General features: G+C 41.6%; 19 protein-coding genes, 6 tRNA genes and 1 pseudogene. 24 read left to right on the forward strand and 2 right to left on the reverse strand.

Going from position 1 to position 25,774, the window contains the following annotated elements; genetic code table 11:
• Positions 1 to 103 precede the first annotated feature (103 nt).
• The 12 genes from relA to rpoS all read left to right on the forward strand — a co-directional run bounded on the left by relA (position 104) and on the right by rpoS (position 12,777).
• On the forward strand, positions 104 to 2,308 hold the full coding sequence (gene relA / locus ACRWQN_RS07080; RefSeq protein WP_434940303.1) for a GTP diphosphokinase: 2,205 nt from the start codon (positions 104 to 106) through the stop codon (positions 2,306 to 2,308).
• Positions 2,309 to 2,483: 175 nt separating this feature from the next.
• A complete protein-coding gene (gene mazG, locus ACRWQN_RS07085; protein ID WP_434940304.1) occupies positions 2,484 to 3,308 on the forward strand; it encodes a nucleoside triphosphate pyrophosphohydrolase in 825 nt (274 codons plus the stop codon).
• A 162-nt stretch (positions 3,309 to 3,470) separates the two neighbouring features.
• A complete protein-coding gene (locus tag ACRWQN_RS07090) occupies positions 3,471 to 5,108 on the forward strand; it encodes a CTP synthase (protein WP_434928596.1) in 1,638 nt (545 codons plus the stop codon).
• Between the two features lie 266 nt (positions 5,109 to 5,374).
• Entirely contained in the window at positions 5,375 to 6,676 is a 1,302-nt protein-coding gene (gene eno / locus ACRWQN_RS07095) for a phosphopyruvate hydratase (RefSeq protein WP_434930252.1), read from the forward strand.
• Positions 6,677 to 6,771: 95 nt separating this feature from the next.
• On the forward strand, positions 6,772 to 7,074 hold the full coding sequence (gene ftsB, locus ACRWQN_RS07100; protein ID WP_434928598.1) for a cell division protein FtsB: 303 nt from the start codon (positions 6,772 to 6,774) through the stop codon (positions 7,072 to 7,074).
• Between the two features lie 4 nt (positions 7,075 to 7,078).
• On the forward strand, positions 7,079 to 7,780 hold the full coding sequence (gene ispD / locus ACRWQN_RS07105; RefSeq protein WP_434940305.1) for a 2-C-methyl-D-erythritol 4-phosphate cytidylyltransferase: 702 nt from the start codon (positions 7,079 to 7,081) through the stop codon (positions 7,778 to 7,780).
• 13 nt (positions 7,781 to 7,793) lie between these two features.
• Positions 7,794 to 8,273 carry a 2-C-methyl-D-erythritol 2,4-cyclodiphosphate synthase gene (gene ispF / locus ACRWQN_RS07110; RefSeq protein WP_434940306.1) on the forward strand — a complete coding sequence of 160 codons (480 nt, stop codon included), beginning with the start codon at positions 7,794 to 7,796 and terminating at the stop codon, positions 8,271 to 8,273.
• Between the two features lie 14 nt (positions 8,274 to 8,287).
• Entirely contained in the window at positions 8,288 to 9,361 is a 1,074-nt protein-coding gene (gene truD, locus ACRWQN_RS07115; protein ID WP_434940608.1) for a tRNA pseudouridine(13) synthase TruD, read from the forward strand.
• 25 nt (positions 9,362 to 9,386) lie between these two features.
• Entirely contained in the window at positions 9,387 to 10,136 is a 750-nt protein-coding gene (gene surE, locus ACRWQN_RS07120) for a 5'/3'-nucleotidase SurE (protein ID WP_434928966.1), read from the forward strand.
• Positions 10,133 to 10,768, forward strand: a complete 636-nt coding sequence (locus tag ACRWQN_RS07125; RefSeq protein WP_434940307.1) for a protein-L-isoaspartate(D-aspartate) O-methyltransferase — start codon at positions 10,133 to 10,135, stop codon at positions 10,766 to 10,768. Before surE ends, ACRWQN_RS07125 begins: the two co-directional genes overlap by 4 nt.
• Before the next feature lie 39 nt (positions 10,769 to 10,807).
• Positions 10,808 to 11,731: a peptidoglycan DD-metalloendopeptidase family protein gene (locus ACRWQN_RS07130; protein ID WP_434940308.1), complete on the forward strand. Its 924-nt coding sequence runs from the start codon at positions 10,808 to 10,810 to the stop codon at positions 11,729 to 11,731.
• A gap of 77 nt (positions 11,732 to 11,808) precedes the next feature.
• Complete coding sequence (rpoS, locus tag ACRWQN_RS07135) at positions 11,809 to 12,777, forward strand: RNA polymerase sigma factor RpoS (RefSeq protein ID WP_434928603.1); 969 nt, start codon at positions 11,809 to 11,811, stop codon at positions 12,775 to 12,777.
• A 63-nt stretch (positions 12,778 to 12,840) separates the two neighbouring features.
• On the opposite strand, the gene mutS is transcribed toward rpoS, so the two are convergent.
• Positions 12,841 to 15,423 (reverse strand): DNA mismatch repair protein MutS, encoded by a 2,583-nt coding sequence (gene mutS, locus ACRWQN_RS07140; RefSeq protein WP_434940609.1) that lies wholly within the window; start codon positions 15,421 to 15,423, stop codon positions 12,841 to 12,843.
• Between the two features lie 328 nt (positions 15,424 to 15,751).
• Here mutS and recA point away from each other — a divergent pair, with 328 nt between their 5' ends.
• Positions 15,752 to 16,813: a recombinase RecA gene (gene recA, locus ACRWQN_RS07145; protein WP_434928605.1), complete on the forward strand. Its 1,062-nt coding sequence runs from the start codon at positions 15,752 to 15,754 to the stop codon at positions 16,811 to 16,813.
• 234 nt (positions 16,814 to 17,047) lie between these two features.
• Here the strand turns inward: recA and ACRWQN_RS07150 are convergent, their stop codons facing one another.
• Positions 17,048 to 17,443, reverse strand: a complete 396-nt coding sequence (locus tag ACRWQN_RS07150; protein ID WP_226410647.1) for a DUF2391 family protein — start codon at positions 17,441 to 17,443, stop codon at positions 17,048 to 17,050.
• Positions 17,444 to 17,775: 332 nt separating this feature from the next.
• Between ACRWQN_RS07150 and alaS the strand changes: the two genes are divergently transcribed.
• From alaS to ACRWQN_RS07205, 11 genes and pseudogenes are all read left to right on the forward strand, one after another.
• Positions 17,776 to 20,400 (forward strand): alanine--tRNA ligase, encoded by a 2,625-nt coding sequence (gene alaS, locus ACRWQN_RS07155; RefSeq protein WP_434940309.1) that lies wholly within the window; start codon positions 17,776 to 17,778, stop codon positions 20,398 to 20,400.
• Positions 20,401 to 20,802: 402 nt separating this feature from the next.
• Positions 20,803 to 20,997 (forward strand): carbon storage regulator CsrA, encoded by a 195-nt coding sequence (csrA, locus tag ACRWQN_RS07160; protein ID WP_434928607.1) that lies wholly within the window; start codon positions 20,803 to 20,805, stop codon positions 20,995 to 20,997.
• 278 nt (positions 20,998 to 21,275) lie between these two features.
• Positions 21,276 to 21,367 (forward strand) — tRNA-Ser (locus ACRWQN_RS07165).
• A 23-nt stretch (positions 21,368 to 21,390) separates the two neighbouring features.
• Positions 21,391 to 21,467, forward strand: a tRNA-Arg gene (locus ACRWQN_RS07170).
• Positions 21,468 to 21,490: 23 nt separating this feature from the next.
• Positions 21,491 to 21,567 (forward strand) — tRNA-Arg (locus ACRWQN_RS07175).
• Positions 21,568 to 21,599: 32 nt separating this feature from the next.
• Positions 21,600 to 21,676 (forward strand) — tRNA-Arg (locus ACRWQN_RS07180).
• Between the two features lie 8 nt (positions 21,677 to 21,684).
• A tRNA-Ser gene (locus ACRWQN_RS07185) sits at positions 21,685 to 21,776 on the forward strand.
• 74 nt (positions 21,777 to 21,850) lie between these two features.
• Positions 21,851 to 21,927: transfer RNA gene (locus ACRWQN_RS07190), tRNA-Arg, on the forward strand.
• Between the two features lie 661 nt (positions 21,928 to 22,588).
• Positions 22,589 to 22,822 (forward strand): OadG family transporter subunit, encoded by a 234-nt coding sequence (locus ACRWQN_RS07195; protein ID WP_226410644.1) that lies wholly within the window; start codon positions 22,589 to 22,591, stop codon positions 22,820 to 22,822.
• A 20-nt stretch (positions 22,823 to 22,842) separates the two neighbouring features.
• A pseudogene (oadA, locus tag ACRWQN_RS07200) lies at positions 22,843 to 24,623 on the forward strand (sodium-extruding oxaloacetate decarboxylase subunit alpha).
• Positions 24,624 to 24,632: 9 nt separating this feature from the next.
• Positions 24,633 to 25,763, forward strand: a complete 1,131-nt coding sequence (locus tag ACRWQN_RS07205; RefSeq protein ID WP_434928608.1) for a sodium ion-translocating decarboxylase subunit beta — start codon at positions 24,633 to 24,635, stop codon at positions 25,761 to 25,763.
• The last annotated feature ends 11 nt before the right edge of the window (positions 25,764 to 25,774 follow it).

Here is a 25,774-nt window from a genome sequence, read left to right on the forward strand (position 1 = left end):
ATTTTTCTAATTTCACATTACGCTTTGTTCATTTTATAGTACGTTTGACAAAAAAGTACATAACATTGTTGCGAATATAAGCACCAATGGGTAAGGATAAAACATGGTTTCAGTTCGCGAAGCGCATTTTAATACAGACGATTTCAATCTTGAAGACTGGGTTGCTCGCTACATCGAAGATGTTAACGACGCACAAACTCTCCTGGACATGCTCAAGAACATGGAAGCGCTGCCTATTAAAGATAAATTGGCACACACACAATTACTTGCTCGCGCGCGTGAAATGATTGAAATTCTAGCGCCACTCAATATGGACTTAGAAACGCTTCAGGCGGCATTATTGTTTGTCCTTTTAGACGCTAACAGCATCAATGAAGAACAAATTGTTGAGTCCTATGGCGCACCTTTAGCTAAATTAGTTGCCAGTGTTGTGACCATGAATGCCATTGGCGCATTAAAAGTGTCTAATGGTCGTAGTGCTGAACCTCAAATAGATAACATTCGTAAAATGTTGTTAGCTATGGTCGAAGATGTGCGCGCTGTGGTGATAAAGCTTGCTGAACGCGTCTGTTTACTGCGAGCGGTAAAAAATGCAGATGAAGAAACCCGCGTATTACTTGCCCGAGAAATTGCCGATATTTACGCTCCATTGGCTAACCGTCTAGGTATTGGCCAGCTAAAATGGGAGCTTGAAGATATTTCGTTCCGCTATCTGCACCCAACGGTCTATAAAGATATCGCTAAGCAACTTGACGGAAAACGAATGGACCGTGAGGTCTATATCGATATTTTTGTTACCCAACTGCAAAAACGTCTAGATGATGACCACATTCGAGCCAAGGTTTATGGCAGGCCCAAACATATCTACAGCATTTGGCGAAAAATGAAGGGTAAAGACCTTAAGTTTGATGAGCTATTTGATGTGCGTGCGGTTCGTATTGTCACCGATCGATTGCAAGATTGCTATGGCGCCTTAGGCGTAGTGCATGATTTATGGCACCACATCCCGCGAGAATTTGATGACTATGTGGCCAACCCAAAACCTAATGGCTACCAATCAATCCACACAGTAGTCGTTGGGCCTGAGGGTAAAACGGTTGAGATTCAAATTCGTACAGAAGCAATGCACCAAGACTCTGAGCTCGGTGTAGCGGCGCATTGGAAATATAAAGAAGGTGCAGGCAATACCAAACAAACTGGCTATGAAGAAAAAATTAATTGGCTGCGTAAAATTCTGCAATGGCAGGAAGATGTAGCTGAAAGCGGCAATTTAGTTGATGAGGTTCGAAGCCAAGTCTTTGAAGACCGCGTTTATGTGTTTACACCAAGTGGTGAAGTGGTAGATCTTCCATTGGGTTCAACAGTTTTAGATTTTGCCTATTATATTCACTCTCAAGTAGGCCACCGATGCATTGGTGCTAAAGTAGATGGCAGAATTGTACCCTTTACTTACCAGGTTGAAACCGGTGAACGCATTGAAATTATTACTTCTAAAATAGCTAACCCTAAACGTGATTGGCTTAACCTTAATTTAGGTTATATCAAATCTTCACGTTCACGTTCGAAAATTCAGCACTGGTTTAAACAGCAAGACCGGGACAAAAATATTGCCGCAGGTAAGGAAATGCTGGAAACCGAGTTGCATCGTGCAGGGTATAAACTAAAAGATGCAAACATTGCCGTTGAACGCTTTAATCTCAATGGCATGGATGACATGCTAGCGGCAATTGGTGGAGGCGATCTACGCCTAAACCAGGTGGTTAACTATATTGACACTAGGCTGCGTAAAGAGCTTAATTCTGAAGAAGAGATTGTTGAGGACATTTTAAAGAAAGCAATTCATCGCCCTAAAAAAGTGGGTAAAGGACAAGTTGAGGTGAATGGGGTCGGCAATTTACTTAGCCATATCGCCCGTTGTTGCCAGCCTGTTCCTGGCGATGAAATTTTTGGTTATATCACCATGGGCCGCGGTATTTCTGTTCACCGCAGTGATTGCGAACAAGTGAAAGAATTAATGCGTGTTCACCCTGAGCGCAGTGTTGATGTGGTTTGGGGCGAGAACTACTCAGGCGGTTATCGTATCCGGGTTAAAGTGGTTGCCCATGATCGCAGTGGATTGTTACGGGATTTAACAGCAGTGCTCGCCGCTGAAAAATCTAACGTAATGGCGATGAGTTCAACCTCTGATGTGAAAACGCAAACCGCAACAGTTGAGCTGGAGTTAGAGCTTTATAATGTTGATGACTTGTCGCGGGTGCAGTCTAAACTGTCTCAAGTCGAGGGTGTGATAGAATCAAGACGCTTATAAGCTAGTCTTTTGCTATCTCCTGAGTATTAACATTGACTGATAGAAACAACGGATTTTGAATCCGTTGTTTGTTTCAAGCGTAGATCGCTTTGGTTGTAAGTAGACTTTCTATTTGATAAAAACGTGATTGCCTTAATAGAGTCGATGAAAATTTTTATAAGTGAGTGAAACCAGAATGGATGTAACACCTCAAGTGGATATTCAACCCTTACTTAATATAATGAAAAAACTGCGCGATCCTAAAACGGGTTGCCCTTGGGACTTAGCGCAAGACTTTCACACTATAGTGCCGTTTACCTTAGAAGAAGCCTATGAAGTTGCAGATGCCATTGAGCGAACCGCATGGGATGAATTACCCGATGAGTTGGGCGATTTATTGTTTCAGGTGGTGTTTTATTGCCAACTAGCAACTGAACAAGGTAGGTTTGACTTTGCGACCGTAATCGACCGAATCTGCACTAAACTCGTTCGCAGACATCCACATATTTTCAGTAATAAAGACACCTCAGCAGTGCAAACAGCGACTCAAGTGAAACACAGCTGGGAAGCGATTAAAGCGCAAGAGCGCGCCGATAAACAGCAATTGTCGTTATTAGATGATATTCCCCATGCTTTTCCTGCATTAAAACGAGCAGCAAAAATTCAACAAAGGGTGGCTAAAGTCGGTTTTGACTGGCCCGAACTTCCCCCTGTGGTGGCAAAGATATACGAAGAAATAGATGAAGTGTTAGTTGAAGCTAAATTACTTGATACCGATCCTGAGCGCTATCAGCCCAGAGTGCTGGATGAGGTCGGTGATTTATTATTTGCGGTAGTCAATTTAGCACGTCATTTAAATGTTGATCCTGAACAAGCGCTAAGACAAGCCAATAGCAAATTTGAGCGTCGTTTTCGGGGAGTTGAAGATTGTGTACTACAAAGCGGGAAAAAATTTGATGCCCATAGCCTTGAGCAGCTAGATTTGTACTGGAATCAAGTAAAGCAGCAAGAAAAGCGTTAATTCTTTATTTTTCACTCAGGCGAATCAACAGCCTGAGTGTTTATCGTCTAAATGATCACTGTTTTGATTTGTCGAATCGTCCTTGCTTTGGTACAATACCTCCCCGTCCTAGTGCTTTCTTACAAGCACGTATTTTTTCCAACACATTTTCTCAGGTTCAGCATGACTACAAGGTATATCTTCGTTACTGGTGGCGTTGTTTCATCACTAGGTAAAGGCATTGCAGCAGCATCATTAGCGGCAATTTTAGAGGCCCGCGGCCTCAGTGTAACCATTATGAAACTGGACCCATACATCAACGTTGATCCGGGTACAATGAGCCCGACTCAGCACGGTGAAGTGTTCGTGACTGAAGATGGTGCGGAAACTGACTTAGACTTAGGTCATTATGAACGCTTCATTCGTACAAAAATGAATCGTCGTAATAACTTCACCACTGGCAGTATTTACGAAGAAGTACTTCGCAAAGAGCGCCGCGGTGATTATTTAGGGGCAACCATTCAGGTTATTCCTCATATTACTAATGCGATTAAAGAAAAAGTGATTGCTGGTGGCGAAGGTCATGATGTTGCGATTGTTGAAATTGGCGGCACAGTAGGTGATATCGAATCATTACCGTTTCTTGAGTCTATCCGTCAATTAGGTGCAGAACTTGGACGTGAGCGTACCTTATTTATCCATTTAACCTTAGTGCCATTCTTAGGCGCTGCAGGTGAAATTAAAACTAAGCCAACTCAGCATTCTGTTAAAGAATTACGCTCAATTGGTATTGCCCCTGACGTACTTATTTGTCGTGGCGATCGTGCTGTTCCTGCCAACGAAAAAGCGAAAATTTCGTTATTCTGTAATGTGGAAGAACGTGCGGTTATTTCATTAAAAGACGTTGATAGTATTTACAAAATTCCAGCACTGTTACGTTCACAAGGCTTAGATGATATTGTGATAAAACGTTTCAATATTGAATGTGCTGATGCTGATTTATCTGAGTGGGAAAACGTTATTTACCAAGAAGCTAATCCAAATGGTGAAGTAACTATTGGTATGGTTGGTAAGTACACTGAATTACCTGATGCTTATAAGTCTGTTAATGAAGCACTTAAGCATGCCGGTCTTAAAACGCGTGTTTGTGTCAATATTAAGTATATTGATTCACAAACCGTTGAAGCTAAAGGCACTGAAGTACTACAAGGCTTAGATGGCATTCTTGTTCCTGGTGGATTTGGTGAACGTGGTATTGAAGGTAAAATTTTAGCGGCGCAGTATGCACGTGAAAATAATCTACCTTATTTTGGTATTTGTTTAGGCATGCAAGTTGCGTTAATTGAATTTGCCCGCAATGTGGCTAATCTTGCTGATGCACATTCGACTGAGTTCAACAAGAATACACCTTATCCTGTTGTTGGTTTAATTACCGAATGGATCAATGAAGACGGTGATGTAGAGCAACGTCATGAAGAATCTGATTTAGGCGGCACCATGCGTTTAGGTGCACAACTTTGTCATTTACTTGAAGGATCGAAAGCTGCCGAAGCCTACAAAGGTGTTTCTTGTGTAGAACGTCATCGTCATCGTTATGAAGTGAATAACAATTACGTTGAGCGTTTAGAGAAAGCAGGTTTAGTATTTAGTGGACTGTCTTCTGACCGTAAGTTAGTTGAAATGATTGAATTACCAGATCATCCTTGGTTTGTTGCTGGTCAATTCCATCCTGAATTTACCTCAACACCTCGTGATGGGCATCCATTATTCGAAGGCTTTATTGCTGCTTCCTTTGCTTATCAGAAAAAAGATTTAAACTAATATCTATAAGCCGCTGACATAACATCAGCGGCTTTTTTTATACTATTTATTTGCACACAATATGCGCTAGATCGACTTGTGACAAAATTGATAGTTGCCGCTGAACCGAATTAGATTTATCCTAGTGTTCACGGATTTAAATTACCAAATTGAAAGTTAATACCAATAATAAGTTGTTAATTGAAGCTTAACCGGGTTTTTATTGGTGTTAATTTTTTATTTTATTTAAAACTTTCAGTATTACTGACATTATTTACGAGGGTATTATGGCTAACATTATTAACGTCATCGGTCGCGAAATCATGGATTCACGCGGTAATCCAACTGTTGAAGCCGAAGTGCATTTAGAAGGCGGTTTTATTGGTATGGCCGCTGCGCCATCTGGTGCCTCTACGGGTAGCCGTGAAGCATTAGAACTGCGTGACGGTGACAAATCTCGTTACTTAGGCAAAGGTGTATTAAAAGCAGTTGCTGCTGTTAATGGTCCAATTGCACAAGCACTTAAAGGCAAAGATGCATTGGCTCAAGCTCAGCTTGACCAAATTATGATTGACTTAGATGGTACTGAAAATAAAGCAAAATTTGGCGCAAACGCTATTTTAGCTGTTTCTTTAGCAGTCGCAAAAGCGGCTGCAGCCGCTAAAGGTGTTCCTTTATATGCTCACATTGCTGATTTAAACGGTACTCCTGGTGTTTATTCTATGCCACTGCCTATGATGAACATCATCAATGGTGGCGAACATGCTGATAACAGCGTTGATATCCAAGAGTTTATGATCCAGCCTGTTGGCGCTGCGACCTTCCGTGAAGGTTTACGTATGGGCGCAGAAGTATTCCACAGCCTAGCTAAAGTATTAAAAGCGGCTGGTCATTCAACTGCGGTAGGTGATGAAGGTGGTTTTGCACCAAACCTTGAGTCAAATGAAGCCGCCCTTGTTGCAATCAAAGAAGCAGTTGCCAACGCAGGTTATGAGTTAGGTAAAGATATCACTTTAGCGATGGATTGTGCGGCATCTGAATTCTACGACAAAGAAGCTAATATTTACGATCTTAAAGGTGAAGGTAAGAAATTTACTTCTGAAGAATTTAACTTCTTCTTACAAGGCCTTACTGAACGTTACCCAATCGTATCTATTGAAGATGGTTTAGACGAGTCTGACTGGGAAGGCTTTGCTCACCAAACTAAATTAATGGGCGATAAAATCCAATTAGTGGGTGACGATTTATTCGTCACCAATACTAAGATCCTTAAGCGCGGTATCGACAATGGTATTGCTAACTCAATCTTGATCAAGTTTAACCAAATTGGTTCTTTGACTGAGACGTTAGCTGCAATCAAAATGGCTAAAGATGCTGGTTTTACTGTTGTTATCTCTCACCGCAGTGGCGAGACAGAAGATTCAACAATTGCCGATCTTGCTGTGGGCACAGCCGCTGGACAAATCAAAACAGGTTCACTAAGCCGTAGTGATCGTGTTGCCAAATATAACCAATTACTGCGCATCGAAGAAGCGCTAGGTTCAAAAGCACCTTATAACGGTCTTAAAGAAGTTAAAGGCCAAGGTTAATATTTTGCTTTGTTGATTAAAAAGGCCACCACTCGGTGGCCTTTTTTGTTGTATCATAAGCTTATTCATCATTTCGGATAATTTGCTTAGCTACCATGAAGAAACTTTTATTCGCACTAACGGCTTTGTTAGCGCTACTCCAATTAAGATTATGGATGGGCGAGAATAACTTATCTGAATATTTTCTGCTTCAAACACAAATTCAAGCACAACAAGATAGCAACGCCAAGTTGATTGCTCGAAATCAAATTCTTAAAGCGGAAATTATCGATCTTAAAAGTGGCACTGAAGCGATTGAAGAACGCGCTCGTAACGAATTAGGCCTTGTAAAAGAAGGTGAAACTTTTTATCGCGTAGTTGCTGCTGAATTACGCGATCGAAATAGTTTGGGTCAATAATTTCATGACAACTCCTATTACTCATATTGTAGCAATTGTACCTGCTGCTGGTATCGGCAGCCGCATGGGGGCAGATATTCCTAAGCAATATTTAACCTTAGGTGATCAAACCATTTTGGCGCACACTTTAACGCGCTTATTATCTCATCCAGCCATTGATAAAGTGATTGTCGCTTTACATCCTCAAGACACTTTTTTCGCAAGTTTACCTCAAGCATTAGATCCTAAGTTGGTGCAAGTGCTTGGCGGCGGAGAGCGTGCTGATTCGGTATTAGCCGCACTTGAGGAAGCGGATGTTGATGCATGGGCATTAGTCCACGATGCTGCAAGGCCGTGTATCACTCACAAAGATATTGATAAGCTAATTAATGCCATAGATGAGTTCCCGCAAGGGGCAATTTTAGCCGCGCCGGTAAGAGATACGATGAAGCGCTCAAATGCTGATGGTACTATTCAACACACTGTCGACAGGGTTCAATTATGGCATGCATTAACACCGCAGTTGTTTCCAGTATTAACCTTAAAACAAAACCTTAAGCACGCATTGCAGGCTAAAGCCACAATTACAGATGAAGCAAGTGCCATGGAATGGGCTGGTATTTGGCCGGGTTTAGTACCGGGACGATTTGATAATATCAAAATTACTCATCCCGATGATTTACAGCTGGCTCAACTTTTTCTGCAGCAGCAATCAATATCAGAATAGACAGGATAACAAAATGAAAATGCGTATTGGTCATGGTTTTGATGTGCATAAATTTGGTGCAGATAAGCCACTTATTCTTGGTGGTGTGATTGTGCCATATGAAACAGGTCTTATTGCACATTCAGATGGCGATGTAATTTTACATGCTGTCAGTGATGCTATTTTAGGGGCGATGGCATTGGGTGATATAGGCAAACACTTTCCCGATACCGATGCCGAGTATGCAGGTGCCGATAGCCGTGTATTGCTTCGTCATTGTTATGAGTTAGCGTTGAAAAAGGGTTACAAAATCGGTAACTTGGACGTGACTGTGATTGCACAGGCCCCGAAAATGGCGCCTCATGTCGAAGCTATTCGACAGTGTTTAGCACTCGATTTACAAACACCCATCGACGATATTAACGTCAAAGCAACTACCACAGAAAAGTTAGGTTTTACTGGACGTAAAGAAGGCATAGCTGTTGAATCTGTTGTATTAATGATACAGAAATAGGAATAATAAAAATGATAACTGAGCTGTATTATTTATATGGAATACCAACCAGTACCGCTGACTTACGTACTCATAATAGTGATTTCATCGTAGAGGAGATTCTCCCTTTTTCACCTACTGGTGAGGGTGAGCACCATATGCTGCATATTCGCAAAGATGGCCTCAATACTGGGCATGTGGCTGAAGTGCTGGCGAAATTTGCTAAAGTTCATCCAAAAGAAGTTACTTATGCGGGTCAAAAAGACAAAAATGCCCAAACTGAACAGTGGTTTGGTATTCGTATTCCTGGAAAAGAAACACCCGATTGGCAACAGCTTAACAGTGATCAACTGACTATTTTATCCAGTGCGCGTCACGGTAAAAAACTGCGTATTGGTGCCCTACTGGGTAATCGTTTTACCCTAACGCTGCGTAATGTGACTAACATCGACGCCCTGCAACAAAGGTTTAATCAAATTGCAGCCCTTGGAGTGCCTAATTATTTTGGCGAGCAACGCTTTGGTCATAATGGTAAAAATTTAGATCAAGGTAGGCAAATGCTGTCGGGTGCGCGTAAAGTGCACGATAGATCGAAGAAAAGCATGTACTTATCTGCGGTGCGATCATACATATTTAATCAGGTTGCCTCTTACCGTCTTCAGCATCATCTGCTCAAGCCTTTAGCTGGAGATTGCGTCATGTTAGCGGGCAGCAAGAGTTATTTTGTCGCCGAGCAGTGGGATGAATTACTACTGAAACGTTTAGAGGAAGAGGATATTGGTTTTTCAGTCCCATTATGGGGCCGAGGGCAGCCGCTTGCTTTAACTGACGCCGCCGTTATGGAAGCTGAAGCGATAGAAGCTTTCGCGGATGATTTACACGGGCTTGAAAACGCTGGCCTGAGCCAAGAGCGGCGCTTGTTATTATTAAAGCCGCAGGCAATGAAATTACGGGTTGATGGTGATGTTTGCACTATTGAGTTTATGTTACCTGCCGGAAGCTATGCTACATCGGTATTACGTGAGTTAGTCGACTACCAAGATATCAAAGATGAACAGTGGAAAAACATGGTTGCAGATCAGCAAGCGCAAGCCATCTCGTATGCTTAATGACTAAATGGATGAATCAACTCAAATGATCAATATTCTTGTCAGTAACGACGATGGTGTTAATGCACCTGGAATAATTGCATTAAGTGATGCGCTTAACGCGTTCGCAAAGGTGTTAACTGTGGCTCCCGACAGAAATTGTTCCGGTGCAAGTAATTCGTTAACCTTAACTAACCCATTAAGAATAAATGAGTTAGTTAATGGGTATGTTTCAGTTAATGGTACACCAACTGATTGTGTCCATTTAGCCATTAGGCAATTATGCAAAGTTGAACCTGATATTGTCGTATCGGGCATTAATGCCGGTGCGAATATGGGAGATGATACTTTATATTCAGGCACCGTTGCAGCGGCGATGGAAGGCCGTTTTTTAGGACTACCCGCAATTGCCATTTCATTAGTAGGTAAAAATTTGCAGCATTATCAAAGCGCTGCTGATTATGCTGCCAGAATAGTTAAAAATTTACTCACGCATCCTATTGAATCTAATCAAATTTTAAATGTAAATGTACCTGATTTACCGCTTGAGCAAATTAAGGGCATTAAAGTCACCCGTCTTGGCGCCCGCCATAAAGCCGAAGGAATGGTTAAAACCCAAGACCCTGCAGGCAAGGATATATATTGGCTTGGCCCAGTCGGCGCTGAGCAAGATTCTGGTGAGGGAACCGATTTTGGTGCTGTTGCCGATGGATACGTTTCGATCACACCATTGACTGTTGATTTAACGGCTTATAATCAATTAACAAAGTTAGCTGACTGGGTAACGAAAATATGACAGGAGTTTCATCTGCGCGAGCAGTAAATTTAGCTAAAAAACTGGCTGATTCGGGGATTAAGTCACCAGCAATACTTGATGCTGTAGCCAATACACCACGAGAATTATTTCTTGATAACGCACTTGCGCATAAAGCTTATGAGAATACCGCTTTACCTATCGGGCAAGGCCAAACAATATCACAGCCTTATATTGTCGCAAGAATGACCGAGCTATTATTGCAGACCAAACCACAACGAGTGTTAGAGATCGGCACAGGCTCAGGTTATCAAGCCGCGGTGTTAGCGCAGTTAGTGCCAGAGCTTTGTACCATAGAACGTATTAAGTCTTTGCAAATTCAAGCAAGGCAAAGATTAAAAAAGTTAGATCTTCATAACGTTTCTTTTAAGTATGGTGATGGTTGGAAAGGATGGAGTAATCGCGGTCCATTTAATGGCATTATGGTGACTGCCGCCGCCGCGAGTGTGCCGCAAGCGTTATTAGAGCAACTTGCAGAAGGAGGAGTATTAATTATTCCTGTTGGTGACGATACCCAACAATTGCTGAAAATAACCCGCCTTGGGGATGAATTTACATCTCAAGTGATTGAAGCGGTCAAATTTGTGCCATTAGTTAATGGCGATCTAGCATAAGTTTATCTTTGTGCTATTCAGCTTAAAGGATTGTATTTGATGTGTTCGCTTTTGCTTCGACTTTTCGTATTATCGATAATTGTATCTGGATGTAGCTTTCAGGCGAGTCAGCCTGCGCCAGTTGAAAATATTTCATCTAATACTTATAACCCCAAATATGATCGCGGTTCATTGGGCAATTCTGCCTATATAGTTAAAAAAGGTGACACTCTTTACTCTATCTCTTGGGGTGCGGGGCGTAATTTCACCGAAGTCGCAAGACTGAACAATCTTAAGATGCCTTATACTATTTACCCAGGCCAGAAGATTGAATTAACGAATTTGTCAGTAAATAGTATGGCAAAAAATAATAACTATAATACATCAGTTGTAACATCTCAGGCTGCAACATTACCTTACTCAGGTCCGAATTTGAGTAAAGATTCTAATTTTGATCGACAGCAAACCCGCATAGAACCTGGTCAAACAGTAAATGTGACAACAGTGAAAAAAGATCTTGATCACAAAGCTAAGCCTGCGTATTCTGTAACAACTACCCAACATAAAATTAACCAAACTGAAAGTTCACTGATAGCAGATTTACCCAGTAAGGTGCAGAAGTGGTACTGGCCCGTAAAAGGAAAAATAGTAGGTTATTTCTCTTCTAGCGAGCAAGGCAATCAAGGAATAAAGATTGCAGGAAACCGTGGCGATATTATACAAGCTGCGGCAGATGGGAGAGTCGTTTACGCAGGAGATGCGTTACGTGGATACGGAAACTTAGTGATTATCAAACATAACGATGAATATCTAAGTGCCTATGCACACGCCGACAGGATTCTGGTTAAAGAAAAGCAATATGTTAGCGCAGGCCAAACAGTTGCAAAAATGGGCAGTACCGGGGCAAACCAAGTGATGCTACATTTTGAAATTCGCCATCATGGTAAGTCAGTAAACCCATTACGATATCTACCTAAGCAATAATTGTTTAGTCACATAAATAACGGAGGATGATCAAGTGTAGATTTTAAACATCACAATTAAGGTTTGGGAGAGCAATTATGAGCCAGAAAAAAAGTACTGCCATAGCAGAACAATCTGTTGATCAAGCTAAAGAACCACAAGACGTTGTAACTACTGATACGTTAGTTCAACAATTAGACATTGAAGAAAAAGTCCAAGATGACTTACACAAAAATTTAGATGCCACTCAATTATATTTAGGTGAAATTGGTTTTTCGCCACTGCTTACCGCAGAGGAAGAAGTATTCTTTTCACGTAAAGCCCTCAAGGGTTGCGCAAAATCTCGTAACCGAATGATCGAAAGTAATCTTCGTCTCGTCGTTAAAATCGCCCGAAGATATAATAATCGCGGTTTAGCCTTACTTGACCTGATTGAAGAAGGTAACCTAGGACTGATCCGAGCGGTTGAAAAATTTGATCCTGAACGTGGTTTCCGTTTTTCAACTTATGCGACTTGGTGGATCCGTCAGACCATCGAGCGTGCCATCATGAATCAAACGCGCACTATTCGCTTACCTATTCATGTTGTAAAAGAATTAAATGTTTACCTTCGTACCGCTAGACAACTTGCGCAAAAATTAGATCATGAGCCAACCGCTGAAGAAATCGCTGAAAAATTAGATGTCTCTACCGGTGATGTAAGCAGAATGCTTAAGCTCAATGAGCGTATCACCTCAGTAGATATGCCCATTGGTGGTGACAATGATAGTGCCTTACTCGATGTGATTGCCGATGATGACTCCGTAGGGCCTGATCACCGCGTTCAAGATGAAGATTTATCTAATTCTATAGTGGGTTGGTTAAACGAATTAAATACCAAACAGCGTGAAGTACTTGCCCGTCGATTTGGTTTATTAGGCTACGAGCCATCAACGCTTGAAAATGTCGGTGCTGAAATTGGCTTAACCCGGGAAAGAGTGCGCCAAATTCAAGTTGAAGCATTAAAACGTCTTAAGGATATATTAGGTCAGCAAGGCCTGTCAGTTGAAGCGCTTTTTCAAGATTAATTTGTTTGCAGAGAGTGATAATATCTCAAAACGCCATATGATATTTCATATGGCGTTTTAGTTTTATATAGACTTAGCTAATTGCTTTAATTGATATAAATAATCTAGCGCTTGTTTGGGGGTTAACTCGTCTGGATTAATAAATGCTAACTTCTCAGCCAGAGGGGAGTAATCAATTTGTGGCATACCTAAGCTCATTTGTGCCGATGTATTAAGATTAATATCCGTTTTATCATCGCGACTTTCTAATTGATGCAGTTTATGTTTAGCAGCACTGATCACCTGCTGAGGAATACCTGCTAAAGCTGCAACCTGCAGACCGTAACTTTTACTCGCTGCACCATCTTGTACAGCATGCATAAAGGCGATCGTATCTTGATGTTCAATGGCATCCAAATGGACATTAACCACGCCATCGATTAATTCTGGCAATTGTGTTAGCTCAAAATAATGAGTTGCAAATAAGGTCAGAGCCCCCACTTTTTGGGCAAGATATTCAGCAGCTGACCAGGCTAGAGATAAACCATCATAAGTCGATGTCCCCCGACCAATTTCATCCATTAATACTAAACTTTGCTTGCTGGCATTATGAAGAATATTAGCCGTTTCGGTCATTTCAACCATAAAAGTTGACCGCCCTGATGCAAGATCATCAGAGGCACCGATACGAGTGAAAATACGATCCACATGACCGATTTGTGCACTTTGTGCAGGCACAAAACAACCGATATGAGCCATCAAGGTGATTAGCGCGACTTGACGCATATAGGTTGATTTACCGCCCATGTTAGGTCCGGTCACAATCAGCATTTTTCGCGCAGGTGATAGATTTACAGGGTTGGCAATAAAGGGTTTTTGACTGACCTTTTCGACCACAGGATGGCGTCCTGCTTTAATAGTAATTCCAATATCATTGGTCATTGTAGGGCAATGATAGGATAAGGTTTCAGCTCGTTCTGCAAAGTTACTGATTACATCAAGTTCGGCAGCCGCGTTGGCAAATTGTTGTAGCTCATGAAGTTTAGGTAGCAGTAGGTCAAACAGCTCTTCCCAAAGACGTTTTTCTAATGCGAGCGCTTTGCCTTGGCTTGAAAGTACTTTTTCTTCGTGTTCTTTAAGCTCGGGGGTGATGTAACGCTCTGTACCTTTTAATGTTTGTCGGCGTTGATAATGAATAGGAACACGATCTGCTTGTAGTCGACTCACTTCAATGTAATAGCCATGAACGCGGTTATAACCAACCTTCAAAGTATTTATACCAGTTTGCTGTTTCTCGCGTGCTTCCATTTCAGCCAGGTAATCAGTGGCTCCTTCACTTAATCTACGCCATTCGTCTAACTCAGTGTTATAACCATCTTTGATTACGCCGCCATCCCGGATTAATACCGGTGGGTTATCAATAATTGCCCGTGTCAGTAAATCATGTTCATTTGGAAACTCACCTAATAGAGTAGCCAAATTAGTCATCTGTGGCTGTTGGCAGATTTGCAGTGTTTGTTTAATTTCTGGCAATAAGCCTAATGCTTGTTTAAGTCGAGCAAAGTCACGTGGGCGGGCACTTCTTAATGCCAAACGTGCCATTATTCGTTCTATATCGCCAAGCGATTTCAGTTGTTCATGTAAAACAGGGTACAAATCCTGTTCGATTAATTCTTGCACCGCATTATGGCGTTGGGTTATCAGTTTACGATCGCGCAGTGGTTGGTGGATCCAACGTTGTAGCATGCGACTCCCCATGGGGGTTGCCGTATTATCTAATACCCATGAAAGCGTGTTTTCACGTCCGCCTGAAAGATTCTGGGTTAGTTCTAGGTTTCGTCTGGTGGCAGCATCTAAAATAATCGAGTCAGCTTGATTAAAACGTACAATTGAATTGATATGTGGCAATGCTGTTTTTTGAGTGTCTTTAACATATTGCATTAAACAGCCGGCCGCTTGTAGTGCTAAACGAGCATCGTTGATGCCAAAGCCATGCAAGTCTTTCGTGCCAAATTGAGTTAATAATAAATTGACACAGGTGTCGTAATCAAACTCCCATTCAGGCCTACGGCGAATTCCTTTTAAGTGATTGATTAGTATCATGTCAGTGAAGTCTTCACTATAAAGTAATTCCGCTGGTCGTGTACGTTGGATCTCTGCTTCTAGTGCTTCTCTTGAATCTAATTCTGAAATAACAAAACGGCCAGAAGAGATATCTAATGTGGCAAAGCCGTAACCGACTTTACCCTGGTAAAGCGCGGCTAATAAATTATCCTGACGCTCTTGTAATAAGGCTTCATCTGTCAATGTTCCCGGGGTGACGATACGGACAACTTGGCGATCAACTGGGCCTTTTGAAGTCGCGGGATCGCCAATTTGCTCACAAATAGCGACCGATTGACCTATTTGTACTAACTTAGCCAAATAGCCCTCTACCGCATGGTAAGGCAGGCCAGCCATTGGGATCGGGTCACCACCGCTTTTACCCCGTGCAGTTAAAGAAATACCAAGCATTTCAGAGGCTTTTTTAGCATCATCATAAAATAGTTCATAGAAATCCCCCATTCTATAGAACAACAACATGTCAGGATGAGCGGCTTTCATGGTCAAATATTGACGCATCATCGGAGTATGTTTTTCTAAATCTAAGCTAACAATTTCAGTCATGGGCAGTGTAATACTCTTTTTGTTCATCTGTGGTAATTCATTAAGCATTCGGGGAATTAGCATGGGATTTTTATTGCGGCTAATCTTAACAAAATTTGCCCCTGTTGGAGAAATACAAATTCATTATATTGACGTGAAATTACTAAATTTATGATTTTATTAAGAAATAAAAAAAAGTAACCTCAGGGCTTGATACTGTATGACTATACAGTATACTGAACAACATATTGAGATGAGTGACGATATTAACGACACTTACAAACTAAATTATACACAGCAATTTTACCATTAATTGTGAACAAAGTTATTGCCTGGAAGGGGTTTGAAAATGAAGGTTGATCCAAATAAAGAGAAAGCACTTGCCGCAGTGTTAAGCCAAATTGAAAAGCAATTCGGTAAAGGCTCTATCATGAAGTTGGGCGAAGACCGCACCATGGATGTAGAAACTATTTCTACCGGCTCACTTTCATTGGACATCGCGTTGGGCGCAGGTGGACTACCAATGGGGCGTATTGTTGAAATATACGGCCCAGAATCATCAGGTAAAACAACACTGACCCTAGAAGTTATTGCCGCAGCACAACGTGAAGGTAAAACATGTGCCTTTATTGATGCTGAGCATGCACTTGATCCTATTTATGCAAAAAAACTAGGCGTAGATATTGATAACTTATTATGTTCACAGCCAGATACAGGTGAACAAGCATTAGAAATATGTGATGCTTTAACTCGCTCAGGTGCGGTAGATGTTATTGTTGTCGATTCTGTTGCTGCGTTAACACCAAAAGCTGAAATTGAAGGTGAAATTGGTGATTCGCATATGGGCTTAGCGGCTCGTATGATGAGCCAAGCTATGCGTAAGCTGGCTGGTAACCTTAAGCAGTCAAATACTTTACTTATTTTTATTAACCAAATTCGTATGAAAATTGGGGTAATGTTTGGTAGCCCTGAAACGACAACCGGTGGTAATGCACTTAAGTTTTATGCTTCAGTTCGTTTAGATATTCGCCGCACTGGCGCGATTAAAGATGGTGATGAAGTCGTCGGTAACGAAACCCGTGTTAAAGTGGTTAAAAACAAAATTGCAGCACCATTTAAGCAAGCTGAATTCCAAATCCTTTACGGTCAAGGTATTAACCGTACTGGTGAACTCGTGGACTTAGGTGTTGCACATAAGCTTGTTGATAAAGCGGGTGCTTGGTACAGTTATAAAGGCGAAAAAATTGGTCAAGGCCGTGCTAATGCCGGTAAATTCTTAACCGAAAATCCAGCGATTGCACAAGAGATTGATAAGACATTACGTGAAATGTTGCTTGGTTCTGGAACAGGTACCGCAGCAGCATCATCTACAGATGAAAATATTGATTTAGAAACTGGTGAAGTTTTTTAAGCTAGCTTTGTTTTAGCTGCTAATTAATTTATTTAAGTCGTGGTGCGTATTTTACGTATCGCGACTTTTTTATGCTTCAGTTAAAAACACTCTGTTGTTATCCTTGCTATACCGACTAGTTCCACCTGTTATCAACTCAATTAATTGAATATATTAAATTTTAGTAGCTTAAAATGTTAACCGCAGAACAATAACAAACCAAATAACATTGTCTCCAGTTCATCCTATACAAGATTATTCTTTATCAAAACTGTCCACTACAATCGCGCCCATCGATGCAGGCATAGTAATAACTATTATCCGTTTTAGCGATGTTAATGGATCTACCCAAAAGGGTAATTTGTCTAAACAAAATAGCACTAATGCAACCACTAATGCTGTCATTAGGTAAGCGATGACAATACGGAAAATAAACACTAATTTTCTTGAGCTAATATTATTTTGAAAGACACTTTGATAGGTATATAGCCCTAGAAAAATAACCGATAATAAAAAAAGCATTAATAAATTGAAAAAAGGGAGTGTTTCACCTAATCGCCACGCTTCCTCTGAAAACGAAATCGGTACCGCAAGCGCAAATGCGCCGACAAAAATTTGGCTGGCATCTTCGCCATTAAAGCTAAACTTCATTACTTTTCCTTTTAAAACATTCTGGTTTGCATAACAAACCCTAAGTTAAAGCCTAGATGTAATACTAGCTGTAATATATGAAGGACTGTTTAACTACAAATTACCTTAAAGCGAGTGTTTACGCACCTATATTCAGATTGATAGCTAATTGAGAAGATTGTTAATCTTATGCCACAGCACTCATATTTTGCGATAAGCTAATCGAATATTGTTCAGATGATAATCGCCTTACTCATCTCGCATTTTTGCGTAAATTCAGTATATAATGCCCTCATTTACTGGCTTGTATAGCAAGCTAGACACTTTTGTATTCTCTATATCAGGACGCATCCATGTTTCAGACCACTGCAGAGTTAAGAAGTGCTTTTTTAAAGTACTTTGAAGATAACGGACATCAAGTTTTAGACAGTAGTTCGCTAGTTCCAACTAACGACCCAACACTGCTATTTACCAATGCCGGCATGAACCAATTTAAAGATGTGTTCTTGGGGATGGATAAACGCAGCTACACTCGTGCGACGACATCACAGCGCTGTGTTCGAGCCGGTGGTAAGCATAATGATTTAGATAACGTGGGTTATACCGCACGTCACCATACTTTTTTTGAAATGCTAGGTAATTTTAGTTTTGGTGATTACTTCAAAGAAGAAGCGATCCGTTTTGCGTGGACCTTTTTAACTGAAACATTGAAACTACCAAAAGATCGTTTATGCGTGACCATTTATGAAACCGATGATGAAGCGTTTGAACTGTGGAACAACAAAATTGGCGTAGCTGCTGAGAATATTATCCGCATCGGCGATAACAAAGGTGGGGCTTATGCGTCGGATAATTTCTGGCAAATGGGTGATACCGGTCCTTGTGGTCCATGTTCTGAAATTTTCTATGACCATGGCGATCATATTTGGGGCGGACGTCCTGGTTCACCTGAAGAAGATGGCGATCGTTTTATCGAGATTTGGAACATCGTATTTATGCAATATAACCGTCAAGCAGACGGTGAGATGTTACCTTTGCCTAAGCCGTCGGTAGATACCGGCATGGGAATTGAGCGTATTGCAGCTATCATGCAGGGAGTACATTCAAATTATGAAATTGATATCTTTAAGCAACTTATTGCTAAAACAGCTGAAATAATTAACGTTACTGATTTAGAAAATAAATCATTACGCGTAATAGCTGATCATATTCGTTCTTGCTCTTTCCTGATTGCGGATGGTGTTTTACCTTCTAATGAAGGCCGTGGTTATGTACTGCGTCGTATTATTCGCCGCGCAGTACGTCATGGTAATAAGCTTGGCGCTACGGATGCGTTTTTCTATAAGCTTGTGCCTACCTTAATCAACGTTATGGGTGATGCAGCTAAAGGCTTAGCTGCAATGCAAGCAATTGTTGAAAAAGCCCTAAAAGCTGAAGAAGAGCAATTTGCCCGCACGTTAGAGCGTGGTTTAGGGCTACTTGATAACGCGCTTAATAGCTTATCAGGCAAAGTGCTTGATGGAGACACCGCATTTAAACTTTACGATACCTACGGCTTCCCTGTGGATTTAACCGCAGACGTATGCCGCGAACGTGATATTACTGTTGATGAAGTTGGTTTTGAAGCGGCAATGGCTGAGCAACGAAGCCGTGCGCAAGCTGCTGGTAACTTTGGTACTGATTACAACAAGCAATTGATTATTGATAAGCAAACCGCATTTTGTGGTTATCAAGGCTTAACCGGTGATGCGACCGTAGTTGCTTTGTACGTTGATGGTAATGAAGTGAGCGAAGTAACAGCTGGTCAGGAAGCTGTGCTGGTACTCGATAACACACCTTTCTACGCAGAGTCTGGTGGACAAGTTGGTGACCAAGGTGTGCTAAGTACACAAGGCGTTAGCTTTGAGGTCCATGATACACAGAAATTTGGCCAGGCAACTGGCCATCAGGGAAAACTGACTCAGGGCAGTATAAAAGTAGGCGCTAAGTTAACGGCATTAGTGGATAAAAAACTGCGTCAAAGCACTGAACTTAACCATTCAGTGACTCACTTACTTCATGCTGCACTTCGTCAAGTATTAGGCAGTCATGTGACTCAAAAAGGCTCCTTAGTTAATCCTGAGCGTCTACGTTTTGACTTCTCACATTTTGAAGGTGTCAAGCCGGCTGAAATTAAAGAGATTGAGGAGTTAGTTAATACTCAAATTCGTCTAAATCATCAATTAAATACCCAAGAAATGTGTATAGATGAAGCCAAAGAAAAAGGTGCAATGGCGTTATTTGGCGAGAAGTATGATGCACAAGTGCGTGTTGTTACCATGGGTGACTTCTCTATTGAGTTATGTGGCGGTACGCACGTAGGTCGTACGGGTGACATTGGTTTATTTAAATTAACCTCTGAGAGCGGCATTGCAGCAGGTGTGCGTCGTATTGAAGCTGTTACAGGTGCTGCTGCATTGGCGTATGTGGCAGATCAACAGGCCCAGTTAGAAGAAGCCGCTGCGTTACTTAAGTCAGACAGTGCTTCTGTTATCACTAAATTAAAAGCGCAGCTAGATAAAGTGAAACAGCTTGAAAAAGATTTATCGCAAATGAAAGATAAGCTTGCCGCTGCAGCAAGTGCTGATTTAGCAGGTGATGCTATTGAGATAAATGGTATTAAAGTCCTAGTGAAAAAGCTTGAAGGTGTTGATGCTGGATCATTACGTGGTTTGCAAGATGAGCTTAAGCAAAAGTTAAAGTCTGCCGTTATCGTATTAGGTGTTGCCACAGAAGGTAAAGTTAATTTGATTGCGGGTGTCAGTAATGATTTAACCAAGCAAATTAAAGCCGGTGAGTTGGTGGCTATGATTGCTCAGCAAGTCGGCGGTAAAGGCGGTGGACGCCCAGATATGGCACAAGCGGGTGGCACTCAGCCTGAGAACTTAGATGCCGCATTAGCTTTAGTGTTACCTTGGTTGACTGAACGCTTAGGCTAAACAATAGCCGTGAACGAAAAATAATACTTAAATCAAGTCTTAAAGCAGGGTTATTACACTTTAAGGCTTGAGTGTCATTGACACTTTTGGCATAGTTAACACAGTTTTGCTGCTGGTCACTATCACAGCGCGGTTAACTTAACGCTTAAGTTGGTTCGAAAATGGTTTAATATGTCGTGCATAACGGGTTTGTTAACTATTTATCGTAATTGTCATTTTGTATGATCTAATGTCGATGCACTTTTATGTTGGTATTAGCTCATTTGTTAATTTTTGAATTATATATGCTTAATAGTCAAACTTTGTATTTGAAGTTACTATGACTTTTACTGAGCAAACCCTATAATAACGCATATTACGGACAAAGCGTGTTATGCAGTGTGAACTAAAGGAGTAACCAATATGCTAATTTTGACTCGTCGTGTAGGCGAAACATTGATGATTGGTGATGAAGTCACTGTCACAGTATTAGGTGTTAAGGGTAACCAAGTACGTATTGGTGTCAATGCACCCAAAGAAGTATCTGTTCACCGTGAAGAGATTTACCAACGGATCCAATCTGAAAAGTCAGACTCATCTGATGGCGGTAACTTCTAAGCAGTTTTTGTTAGATATTGAAACGACTAAGTCAGCATTTGCTGACTTTTTTGTTTTTACACGCGGTAAAGTTTTGTTTAGCTTGACTGCAAATATTGTAATAGGTGAGAAAGTATTTTATTTAGCTAATATTATTTATTCACTTAATAAGTAGAGCATTTGGAGTCTTATTTGCTGTTAAACCCCTCAATGTGCTTAAAAACAGTTCAAATGGTTAGTGGTTTGGAAAAAGGGTTTGACTTATTTTCGGCAAACAGTAATATGTGCGCCAAGAAAACGGAGAGGTGGCCGAGTGGCCGAAGGCGCTCCCCTGCTAAGGGAGTATGGGCTTTAACTCCCATCGAGGGTTCGAATCCCTCCTTCTCCGCCATTTCTTACAATAGTTAAATCGATGCGGATGTAGCTCAGCTGGATAGAGTACCTGGCTACGAACCAGGCGGTCGAAGGTTCGACTCCTTCCATCCGCACCATTTCTATTGTTGTGATTTTGAATGCGGATGTAGCTCAGCTGGATAGAGTACCTGGCTACGAACCAGGCGGTCGAAGGTTCGACTCCTTCCATCCGCACCATTCAAAATAGAAAGACTGTATAGAAAAAATTTGCGCGTGTAGCTCAGCTGGATAGAGTACCTGGCTACGAACCAGGCGGTCGGAGGTTCGACTCCTCCCACGCGCACCATATTTGACGGAGAGGTGGCCGAGTGGCCGAAGGCGCTCCCCTGCTAAGGGAGTATGGGCTTTAACTCCCATCGAGGGTTCGAATCCCTCCTTCTCCGCCATTCATTCATTGATGTTATAGTGCACTGCACTTTAATCTGATGTAATGATGGCATTAAGTACTAAGTAAGATTTTGCGCGTGTAGCTCAGCTGGATAGAGTACCTGGCTACGAACCAGGCGGTCGGAGGTTCGACTCCTCCCACGCGCACCACATTAAAAAAACCTGCTATTAATTAGCAGGTTTTTTTTTGCCTTCGATTTCTAATCATTCCATTTAGCTGCGTCTAATCATCCATATTCATCTTCGATAGACATTCTGGTGATCTTTCAATCTACTTATCATCTTTGATCACTAGAAATAATGAACGCCATCACAAAGTAGTGACTTTATTTTTATGTTTAGTAAATTTTTATTCAACGATCAAGATTGGAGAAAATAAGTGGCGGTAAATCGTTGGTGGTTGCCTGTTTAGTTTGATTAACAATGATGTAACACTCTTGTGTGCCAGAGGGGAAGTGAGATTTATTATGTAATTCTTAGTTAACAGCTGCTTTTATTATCAAATTCGTATTTGTTTCTATTTTTGGTAATTATTTATGGTAAGACCATTTTACAGTTGGATAGTGATTTTGTTATGATTTGTGTATATTTTGTAACATAAGAAGTCGTTAAAATGGATATGAATTCAGTTTCTGTTAAAGTTGGCTTGATTAGCTGGTTAAGTATTAATTGAATATTTATTCTGAAAATGGTTTTGAATAAAAGAATGCGAAATAACGAGGCCGCGAGTCATCATGCCTTAATACGCATGTCAAAGCTTGGCATGTTACCCAATGGAACACATTTGTCGTATTTATTACAGTGAGGGACTATGGCATCGATCAGCCAACAATTAGTTGATGCGCTTGGCATTATGGTGATGGGAATGGGCTTAGTGTTCATTTTCTTGAGTATTTTAATTGTCGGCATTGGAATAGTGGCTAAATACAGTCCAGTTCCTATTGAGCCAACACCAGAGCCAAAGATCAACACAGGATCAACGACAGGATTAAATCCTAAGTTAGTCGCCGCTATTACTTCTGCGATTCATCAATATCGCGCGTAAGATTTATTTTGGGAGCTTTTATGAGCAAGCCGTTATTACTCACCGATGTCGTCCTGCGTGACGCCCACCAATCTCTACTTGCAACACGCTTACGTATTGATGACATGTTACCCATTGCTCCTTTGCTGGATAAAGTGGGTTATTGGTCATTAGAATCATGGGGTGGCGCTACTTTCGATTCATGTATTCGCTATTTAGGCGAAGACCCGTGGGATCGCATTCGTGAACTCAAAAAGGCCATGCCAAACACGCCACAGCAAATGTTGTTACGTGGACAAAATTTATTAGGGTATCGTCATTATGCTGATGATGTTGTTACCCGTTTTGTTGAGCGTGCTCATACCAATGGTGTAGATGTATTCCGTATTTTTGATGCCATGAATGATGTGCGTAACTTAGAAACCGCCGTTAAAGCGGTTAAAAATGTAGGTGGCCACGCGCAGGGAACGATTTCATTTACGACTAGCCCAGTACATACCCTGGATACTTGGGTTGATATGGCTAAGCGCTTAGAAGACATGGGCGCGGATTCATTATGTATTAAAGATATGGCTGGCTTACTTAAGCCGATGCAAGCTTATGACTTAATTAGCCGCTTAAAGTCGCAAACTGACTTAATGGTATCGATGCATTGTCATGCGACAACAGGTCTTAGCACAGCGACATACCAAAAGGCCATCGAGGCGGGTGTTGATGTGCTTGATACTGCAATCTCTTCAATGAGCCAAACCTACGGCCACAGCGCAACCGAAACGTTAGTGGCCATGGTAGAAGATACCGATAGGGCCACTGGTTACGATATGGTGCTCTTGGAAGAGATAGCCGCTTATTTCCGTGAAGTACGTAAAAAGTACGTTCGTTTTGAGGGTGCACTTAAGGGAATTGATTCACGTATTTTACGCGCCCAAGTGCCAGGTGGCATGTTAACTAACATGGAAAATCAGCTAAAAGAGCAAGGCGCTGCAGATAAGATGGATGCCGTGTTAGCTGAGATCCCACGGGTACGTGCAGACTTAGGTTTCTTACCTTTAGTGACACCAACATCACAAATTGTTGGCTCTCAATCGGTTATCAATGTGTTGATGGGTGAACGATACAAATCGATGACTAAAGAAACCGAAGGTGTGTTAAAAGGTGAATATGGCGCGACACCTGCTCCGGTTAATGCTGAGCTACAAGCTCGTGTGTTAAATGGAGCAAAAGCTATCACTTGTCGTCCAGCTGATTTAATCGCCCCTGAACTTGATAAGCTCCGAACAGAGCTTGCTGCTAAAGCCCAAGAAGAAGGTTTTACTTTGGCAGCTGAGTCTGACGACGATGTAATGACCTATGCTTTATTTAATCAAATTGGTCTTAAGTTTCTACAAAATCGGGGTAACCCTGATGCCTTTGAACCTGTGCCCTCAGCAGATGATTTAGTGGTTAAAGTGGATAAAGAAAAAGGCCCTGAAACCTATACCGTTAATGTAGAAGGTCAAAGTTTTGTTGTTCAGGTAAGCCAGGGGGTGAGATCAGTCAAATAGTGCCTGTGGCTACTTCTAATGCTGCTACCCCTACTCAAGTCGTCTCAGCGCCTACTGGTGCAGTTAAATACAGTATGACAGCGCCACTATCGGGTAATATATTTAAAGTGCTTGTGGCTAATGGTCAAGCGATTAAAGCCGGTGAAGTGGTTATCATTCTTGAAGCTATGAAAATGGAAACTGAAGTGCGTGCGAACGAAGACGGTGTGGTCACTAATCTTGCGGTTAAGCAAGGCGACAGTGTCACGGTTGGCTCAGCATTATTAGATTTGGCGTAAGAGGACATTATGGAAGGATTAATGGCCTTTTGGGGCGAAACAGGTATTGCTCATTTCACCGGTGGGCAAGTATTAATGATGGGCGTAGGGTGTTTATTACTTTATCTTGCCATCGCACGTGGCTTTGAGCCTTTGTTATTATTGCCTATCGGCTTTGGCGCCATTTTAGCCAACATTCCCAATGCAGGCTTTACCGACGAAGGTGGTTTACTTTGGTACGCTTACCATATTGGAATTGAAACGGGAGTTTTTCCGTTATTGATCTTTATGGGCGTTGGCGCTATGACCGATTTTGGAGCCTTAATTGCTAACCCTAAAACGTTACTTTTAGGGGCCGCAGCACAGTTTGGTATCTTTGCCACATTGTTGGGTGCGATAGCATTAAATTGGGTGCCAGGTTTTGAGTTTACTATGCAAGATGCGGCTGCTATTGCCATTATTGGTGGCGCAGATGGCCCCACAGCTATCTTTTTGGCCTCCAAGCTCGCGCCAGATTTGTTAGGCGCAATTGCGGTAGCTGCATATTCGTACATGGCGTTAGTGCCTTTAATTCAACCGCCTATTATGAGGTTGTTAACTACTCCTGCTGAACGTAGCATTAAAATGGAGCAGCTTCGCGAAGTCAGTAAGCGTGAAAAAATTATTTTCCCGTTAATGGTAGTTGGGTTAACCATTTTGTTTTTACCTGCCGCCACGCCACTTGTAGGTATGTTCTGTTTGGGTAATTTGATGCGTGAATCGGGTGTAGTTGACCGTCTATCTAAAACATCACAAAACGAACTTATCAATATTGTCACTATCTTCTTAGGGTTAGCTGTGGGATCTAAACTGTCAGCTGATCAATTTCTACGAATTGAAACCTTAGGCATTTTACTTCTAGGTGCAGTGGCATTTTCTATTGGTACCGCTACAGGCGTGTTGATGGCTAAGTTAATGTGTAAGTTATCTGGCGGTAAGGTTAACCCATTAATTGGCGCAGCAGGTGTGTCAGCCGTGCCTATGGCGGCCCGAGTGGTTAACAAGGTTGGCTTGGAAGCTAATCATCAAAACTTCTTGTTGATGCATGCTATGGGCCCGAATGTGGCTGGTGTGTTAGGCAGTGCCGTTGCTGCAGGGGTCTTGTTAGCGGTATTAGGCTAATATCGTTTTAA

This window comes from Shewanella sp. HL-SH8, from assembly GCF_051165765.1.
Classification (GTDB): Bacteria; Pseudomonadota; Gammaproteobacteria; order Enterobacterales; family Shewanellaceae; genus Shewanella; species Shewanella glacialimarina.

Excerpts from the sequence above, each read along its gene's own strand:
- relA (WP_434940303.1), top strand. The coding sequence starts at position 104 with ATGGTTTCAGTTCGCGAAGCGCATTTTAATACAGACGATTTCAATCTT.
- mazG (WP_434940304.1), top strand. The coding sequence starts at position 2,484 with ATGGATGTAACACCTCAAGTGGATATTCAACCCTTACTTAATATAATG.
- ACRWQN_RS07090 (WP_434928596.1), top strand. The coding sequence starts at position 3,471 with ATGACTACAAGGTATATCTTCGTTACTGGTGGCGTTGTTTCATCACTA.
- eno (WP_434930252.1), top strand. The coding sequence starts at position 5,375 with ATGGCTAACATTATTAACGTCATCGGTCGCGAAATCATGGATTCACGC.
- ftsB (WP_434928598.1), top strand. The coding sequence starts at position 6,772 with ATGAAGAAACTTTTATTCGCACTAACGGCTTTGTTAGCGCTACTCCAA.
- ispD (WP_434940305.1), top strand. The coding sequence starts at position 7,079 with ATGACAACTCCTATTACTCATATTGTAGCAATTGTACCTGCTGCTGGT.
- ispF (WP_434940306.1), top strand. The coding sequence starts at position 7,794 with ATGAAAATGCGTATTGGTCATGGTTTTGATGTGCATAAATTTGGTGCA.
- surE (WP_434928966.1), top strand. The coding sequence starts at position 9,387 with ATGATCAATATTCTTGTCAGTAACGACGATGGTGTTAATGCACCTGGA.
- ACRWQN_RS07125 (WP_434940307.1), top strand. The coding sequence starts at position 10,133 with ATGACAGGAGTTTCATCTGCGCGAGCAGTAAATTTAGCTAAAAAACTG.
- ACRWQN_RS07130 (WP_434940308.1), top strand. The coding sequence starts at position 10,808 with ATGTGTTCGCTTTTGCTTCGACTTTTCGTATTATCGATAATTGTATCT.
- rpoS (WP_434928603.1), top strand. The coding sequence starts at position 11,809 with ATGAGCCAGAAAAAAAGTACTGCCATAGCAGAACAATCTGTTGATCAA.
- mutS (WP_434940609.1), bottom strand. The coding sequence starts at position 15,423 with ATGACTGAAATTGTTAGCTTAGATTTAGAAAAACATACTCCGATGATG.
- recA (WP_434928605.1), top strand. The coding sequence starts at position 15,752 with ATGAAGGTTGATCCAAATAAAGAGAAAGCACTTGCCGCAGTGTTAAGC.
- ACRWQN_RS07150 (WP_226410647.1), bottom strand. The coding sequence starts at position 17,443 with ATGAAGTTTAGCTTTAATGGCGAAGATGCCAGCCAAATTTTTGTCGGC.
- alaS (WP_434940309.1), top strand. The coding sequence starts at position 17,776 with ATGTTTCAGACCACTGCAGAGTTAAGAAGTGCTTTTTTAAAGTACTTT.
- csrA (WP_434928607.1), top strand. The coding sequence starts at position 20,803 with ATGCTAATTTTGACTCGTCGTGTAGGCGAAACATTGATGATTGGTGAT.
- ACRWQN_RS07195 (WP_226410644.1), top strand. The coding sequence starts at position 22,589 with ATGGCATCGATCAGCCAACAATTAGTTGATGCGCTTGGCATTATGGTG.
- ACRWQN_RS07205 (WP_434928608.1), top strand. The coding sequence starts at position 24,633 with ATGGAAGGATTAATGGCCTTTTGGGGCGAAACAGGTATTGCTCATTTC.